Origin of the sequence: Flavobacterium sp., from assembly GCF_049240005.1 — a bacterium.
In the GTDB taxonomy this organism is placed as follows: Bacteria; Bacteroidota; Bacteroidia; order Flavobacteriales; family Flavobacteriaceae; genus Flavobacterium.
Genome location: NZ_JBMLTK010000084.1, coordinates 1 through 14,685, shown reverse-complemented (window position 1 = coordinate 14,685; position 14,685 = coordinate 1). Strand labels below are relative to the sequence as shown.

The window sequence follows — 14,685 nt, the reverse complement described above, 5'->3', positions numbered from 1 at the left end:
AGCTATCGGGACTTGTCTCTAGCTTCTCTTTTCCCAGACGGATCTTTCCCGTAAGGACGTTTCGTTTCCGCAATAGCGATTGGCGCGGAAACCCCACAGCGCCGACATCGGCAGGCGCGAGGAGTTGCAGCAAAAGCGCGGGCGCCGCTAGTTTGATTTCAGATGAAGTGGCATTTTGCGGCGCATTGCCCAAAAGAAAACAGTTACCTAAATAAACGCGCTATTATTGTTATCTTTACGCTCTTTTTTACAGCACCTATGATTCACTCGATGACGGGCTTTGGCAAGGCAAGTGCACAACTTGACGGCAAGAAGATAACCGTAGAAATAAAATCTCTTAACAGCAAAGGACTTGATTTAAACGTTCGTGTTCCGCAGCAATATCGCGAGCTGGAGCTCGATTTACGCAATAAATTATCGAGTTCCTTACAGCGTGGCAAAATAGATTTCAATATTTACTTGGAAAATACAACTGAAGTAGCGCCAGCCAAAGTAAACGTGCCTATTGTGAAACTTTATGTCGACCAACTCAAGCAAGTGTACCATTCCGAGGATACGATAGAGTTATTGAAAATGGCCGTTCGTATGCCCGAAGCTTTAAAAACAGAGCGTGAGGATATAGATGCGAGTGAATATGATGCCGTTGCTCAATTGGCAAGCGAAGCTATGGATGATTTGATAGCTTTTCGCAGATCGGAAGGTGTGGCTTTAGAGAAAGAGTTTTTGCATCGGATTGCAAACATCATGACATTAATGAATGAGGCATTGCATTTGGATGGCGAACGTTTACAGACGGTGAAGACGCGTTTGCGTACCGCCGTGGCCGAACTTAAAGAGGCTGTAGATGAGAATCGGTTTGAACAGGAGTTGATTTTTTATTTAGAGAAATACGATATCACGGAGGAGAAAGTTCGTTTAGAAAATCATTTGAATTATTTCATAGAAACCTTAGCAGGTCAGGAAGCCAACGGCAGGAAATTAGGATTTATCGCTCAGGAAATGGGTCGAGAGATCAATACCATGGGATCGAAGGCGAACCATGCGGGCATGCAGCGTTTGGTTGTTCAGATGAAAGATGAATTAGAGAAAATAAAGGAACAGATTTTGAATGTGTTGTAGCAGCAAGCAAAAATGATGAAAAAGGGTAAGCTTTTGGTTTTTTCGGCGCCGTCGGGTTCAGGTAAGACGACGATTGTTCGCTATTTGCTCTCGCAGAAGGAATTGAATTTGGATTTTTCGATATCGGCAACTTCTCGTCCGAAGCGTGGAAATGAAATCGACGGTCAGGATTACTACTTTTTGTCGGCCGAAGCTTTTCAGCAAAAGATTGCAGAAGACGCTTTTGTGGAATACGAAGAAGTTTATAAAGATAATTTTTACGGGACTTTGAAAAGCGAATTGGAACGCATTTGGAGTTCGGGTAAGCATGTGATTTTTGATATCGATGTAGTTGGAGGATTGAGCATCAAGCAACAGTTTCCGGATCGGACCTTGGCTGTTTTTGTTTGTCCGCCTTCGGTTGAAGAATTAGAGCGCAGGTTGCGCAACCGCCAGACAGAATCGGAAGAAAAGATAGCCATGCGTTTGGCAAAGGCTACCAGAGAGTTGGAAGCAGCGAAAGATTTTGACGTAGTTTTGAAAAATTACGATTTGGAATACGCCAAGACGGATGCATATCGTTTGGTTTCGGATTTTTTGCGATTAGTTCAAGCTTCGGAGGAGCTGTAAGCTATGAAAATCGGTTTGTTTTTTGGTTCGTTTAATCCCATACATATAGGTCATCTAATAATTGCCAATCATTTGGTTGAGCATACCGACTTGCAGGAGGTTTGGTTTGTGGTTACGCCTCACAATCCGCATAAAAGGAAGTCGACCTTACTCGACGATTACCAGCGTTTGCATATGGTTCGTTTGGCGACAGAATCTTACCATAATATCAAGGGGAGCGATATCGAGTTTAAATTGCCGCAGCCCAATTACACGATACATACGTTGGTACATTTAGAAGACAAGTTTCCGCAGCACGAGTTTAGTTTGATTATGGGTGCGGATAATTTGAGTCAGATTCATTCTTGGAAGAATGGCGATTTGTTATTGGAGCGCTATTCGATTTACGTTTATCCGAGAGTTCAAGATAGAGATATCGATAAAGGTGTATATCCGGCTTCGGTATATTGGGTGGAAGCGCCGATTATTGAATTATCGGCCACCCAGATTCGTGCGATGTTGCGGGAGGGTAAGAATATCAGGCCATTAGTTCCTTTGGAAGTGTTTGATTATTTAGAAAAAAATGCGTTTTACAGGAAGTAAACTCACTAATAGTTAGTATTTTGTTAAGGCTTTGTGTTAAATTAAACGCAAAGTCTTTTTTCTTAACATATCGATAACATTGGAGGTTGAAGAGTTTAGCTGTCTTAATTATCGACTTTGCGTAAAATTCTGTTAAAAGCGCGATCAATAGCTTTTTTATACACAAACATTTTATGTTATAACTAGATATTTCTTTAAAATCTTACGATTGTTAACTTTTTTTTCTACTTTTAGCCGTTATTAATTAATTATAAACTATGTGTAAAAATTACAATCTTTTGAATTCGAGTAGGTATACTCGGTTCAGAAATGTAGGGCGACCTGATGATACGGGTCCACTAGAGCCGTGGCTTCGCAAAGCGAGTTGGCTGTTTACACTAGTTGTAGGATTAATGTTTAGTTTGGCCTCATATGGGCAAACTACATTGATTGATGCAACTGGTGCGGGCAATTTTGAAGGAGCCAATTTCGCGGCGGATGGTTGGACTGTTGTTCAAGGAACCGCAGCTGCGAACAACAATTTCTTGCTGGGAGGGGCAGGTGTGATTGGTTTCACGCCGTCTGGATCGCAGGGGGTTGCAATTACAACCAACGGAACCGGCAGGGGTTACAATCTTGCTGCAAACAGTTGGGTGTGGATGTATCGGGATGTTACTGTCAATGCGGGTGAAACAGTCGTAACAGGTAGTATGACCATGATTGGTAATCCGGGAGATCTCGGTTACGACGGAATTGTGATGGGTGTGTCGGAGACTAGTTTTACCGCTAGTATAACGACGGGTGCTGGCGGCGTCATTAATGCGACCAGTGTTCCTGGCATGACGTTTGCTCGTACAGCAACTGCCAACACTTTTATAGAAGATGGAAACTACGCGACAGCTACAACTAGAACATTCACCTTTCCTTTAAATGCTTTTGGAAATGCCTCGGCTTCGACAACAAGACGGGTTTGGATTGGTTGGAGATGTGATAGCAGTTTTGGTAACGCAACTACGCCAATGTCGTTTGATGCGGTAAACCTTGCTTCCAGAGCTCCTGGAAGTTTTGTTTCTACAGCTACTGGAGGTAACTGGTCAAGTGCAGCGACATGGGTCGGTGGAGTTGTACCAGCAAGTGTAGACAATGCAACAATTGCAGATGGCGCAACAGTTACCATAGACATCGCTGGATTATCTGTAAATAATTTAACGGTTGGTCAGGGTGCAAGTGGTATACTTACTTATGCTGCTACTCCGACTGCTTTTACTGTGGCCGGAAATTTAACTGTAAATTCAGGAGGTACCTTTAATGTATTTCAAGGAACTACCGGAAAGACTTTAAACGTTGCCGGGAATATTTCAAACTCGGGAACAATAAACTTATCTGTGGGTTCCATTACTGGAGCTACATTGGTTTTAAATGGTGCATTGCCGCAAACTATTGGCGGTACGGGTACATGGACAGCAAACGAAATTCGCAACCTTACATTTAACAACACTAATCCTGTTGGAAGTATTGGTGTAAATTGGAACGTTTCGAATATTTCGGTTTCAGGAACTTTAACTTTTACGAACGGTTTAGTTGCTTTAGGAAGTGCAAACAGTTTACGTTTAGGTATTTCAGCAACAGCAGCTGGAACTTTATCATATAGTAATGGTGGTTTCCTAAACGGTAAATTTATTCGTTGGTGGACATCTACGGGAACCGGTAGTACTATTACTGCTGGAACAAATCCAACGGCTGCTGGTGGTCGCTATCCTTTTGTTAACCTAAATGGTCAACAGCGCTCTGCATTTGTAGAGAGATCTACCGCGCTCGCTGCAGGACAACTTTCTTGTACATACGTTGATGCAACCACGACGTCAACGGTTGCGATCACGGACGGAGTTTACAATGTGACTCAACGATTCGATGGAAACTGGACTTTCTCAACGGAAGGTTCTGCTTACGCGGCTACTAATAATGAGGTAGCGTTTTTAGGAACTGGTGCTTACATTGCCAATAATGGTAATAGCCGTGTTATTGGAGCAAGCGCTGCAATTGGTACTAACCAGGCTGGTTCGAATCTTCCAATGGCACAGCGCTTACTAACTGTTGCTCAATTGACTTCGGGACCACTTTATATAGGTGCTAATTCGGTTGATATACAACAGCCATGTACTGGAACACCTTCTGCTGGAGTAATTACTGGTACGTTGAATATATGTTCAAATACCAGTACAATTTTGACTTCTACAGGTTTTACGGCTGGAGTTACTGGAATTACTTTGCAATGGCAACAATCTACTGACAATGGAGTTAGTTGGGTTAATGCTGTAGGAGGTTCAGGTGCAACAACCGCTGTTTATACGACTCCGGAAATTTCTTCGGCAATTTCATATCGTTTATTAGTAACTTGTACAAGCAGCGGTTTTTCCGCTACATCTGCTACACAAGTAATTAATTTACTTACTTGTACATATAATACAGCAATATCTCCTTCAACTTATACTTCGATAATGCCGGCTAACGGTGGAACCGGAACTCCATATTCTGGGTGGGTAAGTACTACTAGTGGGGATGATAATACAAGTACGATTGTTAATCTTTCAGGAACGACTTTCCAATATCAAGGACAGACTGTTTCAGGGTTTAGAGCTTGTACAAACGGTTGGATGACTTTTAATACAGCATCCACTTCAGTACAATGGACAAATGATTTGACAAGTACTGCTCAGAATTTAATTTTAGCGCCATTCTGGGATGATTTAGTTGTAACAGGACAAGCATTTTCTAACTTAAATGCCTCTATGCGTTACCAGATTTCAGGTACTTTAGGTTCTGGAAGTGCAGTAATTACTTTAGAGTGGGCTGGTCTTGAAAGATTTAATATCGCAGGACCAAACTTGAATTTCCAAGTTAAGTTATACGAAGCTGGAAATGTTATCGAGTACATTTATGGTGATATGCAAGGTTTTGATGGTACTTTTGATAGTGCCTACTCCTATTCAGTTGGTTATAATGGATCTAGTCCAGCAGCGGCAGCTACTCGATTAATTCAACAAACGGCAAACACGAACTTCTTTGCCTCGACTAACCAAACGGGTTTAAATATTATACCAACTTGTAACACTAAGATTACTCTTACGCCAGGTACGTATGCGGGTCTTACATCAGCGCCAGCAGCTAGTGCTCCATCAAATGATGAGTCGGCTTCAGCAATTGTTTTGCCAGTAATAGTTGGTGCAGTTGATAGCTATTGTGGAGACTACTTCAACAGTAGAAATGCTACAAACTCTGGTGCTGGAAATGCTTGCGGTGCTGCTGGAAACCAAGACGACGATGTATGGTTTAGATTTAATACCACTGCATCAACGGGTTACAGTATTATCTTGCGTTCATCTCCAGGATACAACGGAGTTCTCCAACTTTTGGATAGCACGCTAACTGAAGTAACTTGTATTAATGCAACTACAACGGGAGCAATCGAGACAATAACTGCTGATAGTTTGATTCCAAATGGTCAGACTTACTTCATCCGCGTTTTCCATAATGGAGCTGGCTCAGGTACTTCTGGAGAGTTTGCTTTAACGGTCCAAGAGGTAATTCCTGCTCCTGCTAACGATAACATTACAGGTGCTATAGCGCTTAGCGTAAACGGTACTGCTACATCAAGCATCCTACCAAATGCTGTTGCAGCAACGGCTTCTCCTCAGACAGTTTGTACTGGCGCCGCCGATGATGACCAATGGTTTAGTTTCGTTGCAAATAGCGCAGACCAAAGAATCATTGTTACTTCTGCTGCAGGATATAATGCTGTATTCGAAGTTTGGCAATCGAGTGATAACACTCCAACAGGTACTTTGTCTCAATTTACAGGAAGCTGTACAAATGCAGCATCTACAGGACTTTCAGAAACTTTTACTGGAAATTCATTCGTAATTGGTAACACCTATTTTATTAGAGTTTATCATTTCGCAACAGGACCAGGTTCAGGAAACTTTACAATTAGAGTATTAAACCTGCCGCCAGCCTGTGTTTTAAATACAGCTCCTTTAAATAATCAAGCTGGAGTTTCTCTAACTCCAACCTTAAACTGGGATGCTTCGGTAGGAGCAATTGCTTACGATATTTATTTAGGAACTATCGTAGGTGCTGAAACTTTATTGGTTGCAAACGTACCTGGTACAACGTATACGATACCAACGCCATTGTCAGGTCAAACCACTTATAGCTGGTATGTTGTTCCAAAAGATGCTAATAATTCAGCACAGTGTACTTCAGCAAACGGGACTGTATTTACAACCGTTTGTAACGCATTAACTACATTCCCTTACCTTGAAACATTTGAATCTAACTCATCTACATTACAATGTTTGGGAGTTATAAATGCAGATGGCGGTGGAACATGGGGATTAACTACCACTAATCCACGAACAAATGCCCAAGCAATTTCTATCAATACGGCAACAGCTACATCTAACAATGATTTTGTTGTTTTACCAAGATTTAGCCTAGATGGTATTCCAAAACGATTAGTGTTCTATGCAAGAGCTTCTGCGAACAACACACCTGCAGAAATTGAAGTTAGATTATCGACAACAGGTATATTACCAACAGATTTTACTACTGTTTTACTACCGTCAACGCCAGTAACTAGTACAAGTTATAATGCGTATGTTGTTGATCTTACTGCTTATGTAGATACTACCGTAGCAATAGCATTAGTTAGAGCTGGTAGTCCGTTGAATGGTGGGACACTTACTATTGACGATCTAACGGTTGAGGATATTCCTGCTTGTGCAAATCCAAGCGCACTGATTGTTTCTCCATTGACTCAATCATCGGCGTCTGTTTCATGGACAGCTCCTTCAAATCCTCCTCTTGATGGTTATGAATTTGCTTTTACTACATCATCATTACCACCAACATCAGGTGATCCAATAGCTTCAAATAGTACTACAGTTACTGGTTTAACAACAGGTTTAACGTATTATTTACATGTACGTTCAGTTTGTGCAACAGGTACAACGTTCAGTTCATGGTCTACTTCTGTTCCATTTACTTTGCCAATTGTTGCTCCTCTACCTTGGTCAGAACCATTTACTTTAACAGGTACACCTGCTGGTTGGAACACGAGCGGTTGGTCAGTCGATGGTTTCACGGGAGGGGCTGGAAATCCGGGTAACAAGCTCGCAAGAAACCTAACTACCGGAGTTGAATCGGGTAGCTTTACAACACTAATTGCGGGTACAGTTGCTACTGGCGATGTTTTCGTGTTCGATTACTCTTTCGCGAATGCAACAGCATTAACAACGTCTCCTGTAGCTGGAGCATGTTCAGTAACAGTTCAAGTTTCGACCAACTATGGCGCGACTTTTACTACAATTGATACATTCTCAAACAATGGTTCAACAGGCTGGTTTAACAGATTATATAATCTGTCTGCTTATGTTGGATCTGACGTTCAATTTAGAATTAACGTAACAAGATTATCAGGAAATTACTTTGCTTTATTTGATAATTTTGGAATACAGCCTAATTGTTCAGGTGCGCCAAACGGCGGAACTGTATCTGCACCAACGCAATCGTTGTGTTCAGGGGCTACCGTAGCTGCAATTACGGTAACTGGAGCTTCAAGTGGTGCTGGAATTTCTTACCAATGGCAGCAATCTACCGATAACGGTGTTTCATGGGTAAATGCAGTTGGTGGAACTGGAGCTACTACACTTACCTACACTCCTCCAGTTTTTGCTGGAAGTACAATTCAGTACAGATTACGAGTAAATTGTTCAGGAAGTGGTCAGGATTCATTTAGTACAGTTGCTGAGATTAATTCTAATCCAAGCGCAGTACCGTTTACAGAAACTTTTGATACCTTAAATTCAAGTTGGACAATATCTCCGTTTTTATTATATGATTCAACTGGTGTTGGTGTTCGTGGAGTTTCTGGGAATTCTGGGAATGCTATATACAGAAATGTATGGTCAAGTTCAACAACAGGGGCTTTCCGTACAACGCGTTACGGGCCAATTGTAGCTGGACAGTCGTTTAGTTATGATTACAGATGTACTAATCTTTCTTCTCCATTTGCTGCAACAGCTAGTAATTCAGGTACATTTATTGTAGCTGTAAGTACCGATTGTGGTGTGACATTTACAGATATTGATACATTTAATAATGTAGAAAGTCCAAATTTTCAAACAAGAACGGTAAGTCTTGCTGCTTATGTTGGTCAAACAATTATTGTGAGGCTTACAGCTAACTGGATCCAAGGAGATTTTGATGCAGCATTCGACAATGTTGGAATATTAGTTGCTCCTCCGTCAATTAACAGTTTCACTCCAAATACAGTTTGTGGCACTGGTTCACAAGTTGTTATTACAGGTCAAAACTTTGGTGCTGTAACTGCTGTTAGTTTCAATGGAGTTAGCGCAGCAGCATTTAATGTTGATAGTGCAACTCAAATTACTGCAACAGTACCAGCTGGGGCAACTACTGGACCAATTGTTTTAACAGCTCCTCAAGGAGATGGAACAAGTGGCACTAATTTTACTATCAACAGTATTCCAAATGTAGATCCTATTGCGGGTGCTAATAATGTTTGTAAAAACAGCACTATTTCGCTTACCAATCCTACATTAGGTGGTGTTTGGAGTTCTCAGAACCCTGGAATTGCTACTGTTAATAGTTCAGGAGTTGTGACAGGTGTTACGCCTGGTACAGCAACAATTGTCTATACAGTAACAGTATCGGGATGTACAAATTTTGCTACTAAACAAGTTATTGTTGATGATAATGTGGCTATCACTACCCAACCAGGTAATGCTATTGTAGTTTCTGGTGACAATACTTCTTTTGCAGTTGCTGCATCTAATGTAACAACTTACCAGTGGTTTTATTCTCCAGATGGCGTAGTGCCGTTTGTTGTAGTTCCAGAAGATGCAACTTTTTCAGGCACTACTTCGGCTACATTAAACGTAACGAATACTCCAGCAAGTCTTGATGGCTATAGATTTTATGTAGTTGCTTCTGGAGCTGCTTCGTGTGCAGCCGTTACTAGTAATACAGTAACACTTACTATAGGTGATACAGGTATCGCTACGCAACCGCAAAATGTTGCCCTTTGTGATTCAGGTGATGCAACTTTTACTGTTGTTGGATCTGGAACTGTGAACGGCTATCAGTGGTATGTCATTGACAATACTATTCCAGCTACCCCGGTGGCAATCACAGATGGAGGCGTTTATAGTGGAGCGACAACAGCTACATTGACAATAACCGGAGCGACTCCTACATTGAATGGTTATAGATACTTTGTTATTTTAGATGGACCTGTTACAGATCCAACTTCTAACCAAGCAACATTGTCGGTGGCACAAACTCCAACAGTTAGTGCTCCTGCTGATGCATCGATTTGTTTCACAGGTGGTTCTACTAACTTAGTTGTAACTACCAGCAATGCTGTTTCTACGGCATGGCAGTATTCGACTTCTAGTACTGGGCCTTGGTCTGCAGTAGCAGATAACACACCAGCTGGAGCTACTTATACTGGATTTGCTTCCAACACACTGAGTGTTACCACAACAGCAGCAACGCCAGTTGGAACTTATTTCTATCGTGCGGTGGTTGCAGGTACAGCACCTTGTGCTTCTGTAAATTCATCTAGCGCTAGCTTAACAATCAGTCAGCCAGTTGTTGGTGCCCAGCCTGCTAATACTTCGGTACGCAGAGGAAATGCCGCAACTTTAACTGTTAGTTCTCCTACGCCAGGTGCTACTTACCAGTGGCAACGTGCGACAACAGTAAATGGTACTTACTCAAATGTTGTAAACGGTACGCCTACTGGCTTAACTTTTACAGGCGCAACTACTGCAACTTTGAATATAGCAACCGCAGGAACTGCTGCTATTGGTTCAAGTGGTTTCTACAGATGTGTGATTACGACCATAGCTGGTTGTAGTGTAAATAGTAATGCTGTAACATTTACTGTTCTAGATTACTGTAATGCAGCAGCTACAAATACAGGTGATACAGATATTGCTCGTGTTGTCTTTGGAGGCCTTGCTAATCCAGCTACACTGCCTGCGTCGATTTTGAATAATGCGGCAGCGAATGCATTATATACTGATTTTACAGGATTAACGCCTGTGGTATCTTTCACGCAAGGAACTTCGTATCCAATTTCTGTAGCACAGTTCACAAGCGGTGGTACTTTCTATCAAGCTTGGACTAAGATCTTTATTGACTGGAACCAAGATTTGGATTTTGAAGATGCTGGCGAGGTATATAACGCCGCGAATGGTGTGAACGGTCCAGCTACTTCAACTACTCCTCCAGCAGGTGGTTTAGTTTTCAGCAGTAACATCACAATTCCATTCACAGCACTTACTGGTACTACCAGAATGAGAGTATTGTTGGCCGAGAGCGGCTCAACAACTTCAAATGCTAATGGTTGCGGAACTTTCACTTTCGGGGAAGTTGAAGATTATACCATTAATATCGTTGCAGCTGATGCTTGTACTGGAACACCTGTTGCAGGTACTACTACTTCAACGATTACAAGTACATGTTCTGGTGGAAACGCTACTTTATCACTTACGGGTGCTAGTAGTGGTGTAACCGGATTGAGCTATCAGTGGTTTAGTAGATCACTGCCAAGTGGAACTTTTGCTGCCATTTCAGGGGCAAACTCAGAAACTTATGCAGTTACTAATTTAACACAAGGTACCGAGTACTATTGTCGTGTAACTTGTACCAACAGTAACGAGTTTGCAGATTCAACTCCTGTATCAATTGCAGTTGTTAATTGTGAATATTCTGTTTCGGCAAATGATATCACCTACTCGTCTATTATGTCGACAGGTTCTACTTATACCGGACTTTTCACAACTTTTGGAAATGCAACTGATGGAAACGACGTTAGAACAAATAACGTAAGTTTAGCAGGAACAACTTTCTTGTATAATGGTGCTCCTGTTACCGGTTTCTATGCTACTAGTAATGGTTGGATGACATTCAATACAGCTCAAACAGCGACTACAGGCTTAAACGACCTCGGAGGTACAATCAATAATGTATTGGCACCGTTCTGGGATGATTTGCAAATCCAAGGTAACGTTACAGCAAACCGCGATAGCTCTATGAGATATAGCATTGCAGGAACTTTAGGATCTGGTTCTGCTGTAATTACAGTTGAATGGGCACAAATGTCGAGATTTGGTTATGCCGATTCGAACTTGAATTTCCAAGTTGTATTGCGTGAATCTGATAACTCGATTGAGTTTAACTATGGCACAATGCAAACATTTAACGGTTCTACTAATGTTGCTGCTGGCAATTGGTCATACAGTGTCGGATTGAATTCGTCAATTCCGAATCCAGTTCTACCAGCAACGGCAACGACAAGAAACCGTTTAGTTTTGCAGAATGAGAATAGTGTTAACTTTAGTGCTACTTCTCAAAATGATTTGCGTCTTGCGCCTGATTGCGGTTCGCAAATCAGATTTGTACCAGCTGCAACATATAGTGGCGGTTCTGCACCTTCTATTGTTCCAGCGAATAATGAATTAGCTACTGCTTTTGTAATACCAGTAAATGCTTCACCATGTTTAAGCACTTGCGGTAATGTTTACAGCAGCAGAAATGCTACAGCTTCGACAGGAATTGCAGCTTGTGCTCCAACTCCTTCAGTTGTAACAGGTAATGCTGATGACGATGTATTCTTCAAGTTTACAACTGATTCAGTTTTAACAAGCTATACAATTAATGTTATACCTTCAGTAGGTTACGATGCATTTGTACAAATTTTGGATTCATCTTTCAATTCTGTTAGATGCTTGAATTCGGCAGGTGCTGGACTTACTGAAACTTTAGCTCAGATTACATTAAATACTTCTTCTGAATATTACATTCGTGTCTATGATACATCTACGGGTGAATCTGGCGGAGTTAATGGAAGCGGTAATTTTGCAATCTGTGTAAATAGCCAAGTATCACCACCAGCTTACGATGAGCCTGCTGGCGCTATTTCACTTACATTGAATGGTACATGTACTCCAGTGAATAGTACACCTGCTGATATTTCTAGATTGACTGCAACTACTGGCGTTCAAGCTTGTAGCGCGTCTACTCCTGGAAATGCAGATGACGATGCTTGGTTTACATTCACTACACCTGCAAGTACTAATGGTTTAGTGTTTAATGTTCGTGTTCAAGGTAACACTACTTACAATCCTGTAGTACAAATTTTCAGTGGTAACCCAGCTCTAAACAATGCAATTGCTTGTGCTAACTCAACTGGTGCGGGTGCTATCGAAACATTCTCTTCAGGTGCTCTTGTAGCTAATACTCAGTACTATGTTCGAGTTTATCACTCAGGTACTGGTTCTGCTAGCGGCGATTTCACAATTTGTGCTTTCGTTACTGTTCCTTCATGTTTAACTGTTCCAAGCAGCCCAGCTAACAATGGTTTTGTTTGTGGAGGCGGAAATACAGTTAATCTCACATGGGCAGCCGTAGCAAATGCCACAGGTTATGATGTATTCTTTGATGCAGGTACAACTGCTACAACCCAAGTTGCGACAAACCAAACTGGTACATCGTTTACAACTCCTGCACTTGGTTTTGGTCAGTACGCTTGGAGAGTAGTTCCTAGAAACGCATTTGGTTCTGCAAGTGGATGTTCTACATTTACTTTCACTGTTCAAAGTACTTCTATTGCAGGTACACCATCAGCAAACCAGACGATTTGTACGGGTACTCAACCTGCTCCAATTACTTTAACTGGTCATGTAGGTAATGTTCAGTGGCAAGTTTCTACTAACAATACATTCTTTACGAATATTGCTGGTGCAACAAGCGCTACATTAACAAGTACACAGATGGGTACATTGACTGCAAACAGATTCTATCGTGCAGTTGTTACCAACACTCCATGTTCATCTGTAAATACTGCAAGCGTAAGCGTAACTGTGAATCCAGTTGCTACTGCAGGTACAGTTTCGGCAAATCAAACGATTTGTGCGGGATCTACACCTAATGCAATTACAATTACAGGTCAGAATGGTACCATTCAGTGGCAGGTTTCATCTGATAATGTGGCCTATACTGATATACCAGGTGAAACATCTTCAACACTTTCTGCCTCTAGCATCGGTGCTTTAACTAGCACAAGATTCTATCGTGCCCAAATGACCAGTGGAGTTTGTCCGGTGGTAAACAGCAGTGTTGTAACTGTAACTGTGAATCCTCAACCGGTTGCTGGTACAGTTTCTTCTGACCAGACAATTTGTTCAGGTACTGCTCCTGCGAATATTACGCTCACAGGTTCTTTAGGTTCAATTCAGTGGCAGGTAAGTACAGATAATAATTTGTTTACAAATATTTCTGGTCAAACTACTGCAACTTTATCAGGTGCTGCGATTGGTAACTTGTCTCAGACTCGTTACTATAGAGCTCGTGTTTCTGGTATTGCTCCTTGCGGTTTCGTAGATTCAGCAGTTGTAACTGTTACGGTTAATCCGGCTGCAGTTGCAGGGACAGTTTCTTCGAATCAGACTATTTGTTCTGGAAGCGAGCCAAGCAATATTGTATTAACTGGTTCAGTTGGTACAATTCAGTGGCAAGAAAGTTCTGATAACAATGTGTTCACTGATATTTCAGGTCAAACATCAGCTACGTTATCTGGATCAGCTATCGGTGCTTTAACCTCAACACGCTTCTATCGCGCGGTTGTTTCAGGTTTAGCGCCATGTACACCAGTAAATTCAGCTGTTGTAACGGTTTCTGTTAATGCAACATCTGTTGCTGGTACAGCTTCATCAGATCAAACCATTTGTACAGGTACACAACCTGCTGATATCACTTTAACAGGTAATACAGGTACAATCCAATGGCAAGTATCTTCTGACAACAATGATTTTGCTAACATCTCTGGAGCTACTTCAGCTACATTAACGGCTGCAGAAATGGGTACTTTAACAGCTACTCGTTACTACCGTGCGGTTGTTACGAGTGGTACTTGTAGTGCGGTAAATAGTACTGTAGTTACAGTTACTGTTAATGCATTAACAGTTCCGACCTTTACTCCAGTAGCAGCAGTTTGTTACAATACAACAATTCCTGCTTTACCAACAACGTCAAACAATGGTATTACAGGAAGCTGGTCTCCAGCCTTGAACAACTTGGCTACAACCACGTATACGTTTACACCAAATTCAGGTCAGTGTGCCGATGTAACAACACTTCAAATTGTTGTTAATTCAACAACTTGGGATGGTACAGCGTGGTCGAATGGCGCGCCTTCTTCTACAGTGGGAGCAATCTTTGGCGGTAACTACAACCAAGCAACAGATATTACGACTTGTTCGTTGACGGTTGCAAACGATGCTACAGTAGTTATTCCATCAGGTAGCG

General features: G+C 41.7%; 4 protein-coding genes. All 4 read left to right on the top strand.

Annotated elements, in window-relative coordinates; genetic code table 11:
* Positions 1-258: 258 nt before the first annotated feature.
* The gene (locus ACOVQQ_RS08845; protein ID WP_421817881.1) at positions 259-1,119 is read left to right on the top strand and encodes a YicC/YloC family endoribonuclease; all 861 of its coding nucleotides are present in this window, start codon (positions 259-261) and stop codon (positions 1,117-1,119) included.
* A gap of 15 nt (positions 1,120-1,134) precedes the next feature.
* Positions 1,135-1,728 (top strand): guanylate kinase, encoded by a 594-nt coding sequence (gene gmk, locus ACOVQQ_RS08840; protein WP_421817880.1) that lies wholly within the window; start codon positions 1,135-1,137, stop codon positions 1,726-1,728.
* 3 nt (positions 1,729-1,731) lie between these two features.
* The gene (gene nadD, locus ACOVQQ_RS08835) at positions 1,732-2,310 is read left to right on the top strand and encodes a nicotinate (nicotinamide) nucleotide adenylyltransferase (RefSeq protein ID WP_421817879.1); all 579 of its coding nucleotides are present in this window, start codon (positions 1,732-1,734) and stop codon (positions 2,308-2,310) included.
* 392 nt (positions 2,311-2,702) lie between these two features.
* A partial coding sequence (locus tag ACOVQQ_RS08830; protein ID WP_421817878.1) for a beta strand repeat-containing protein occupies positions 2,703-14,685 on the top strand: 11,983 nt, incomplete at its 3' end.

What these genes read in the sequence shown, in the direction of transcription:
- ACOVQQ_RS08845 (WP_421817881.1), top strand. Translation starts at nt 259, where the DNA reads ATGATTCACTCGATGACGGGCTTTGGCAAGGCAAGTGCACAACTTGAC.
- nadD (WP_421817879.1), top strand. Translation starts at nt 1,732, where the DNA reads ATGAAAATCGGTTTGTTTTTTGGTTCGTTTAATCCCATACATATAGGT.
- gmk (WP_421817880.1), top strand. Translation starts at nt 1,135, where the DNA reads ATGAAAAAGGGTAAGCTTTTGGTTTTTTCGGCGCCGTCGGGTTCAGGT.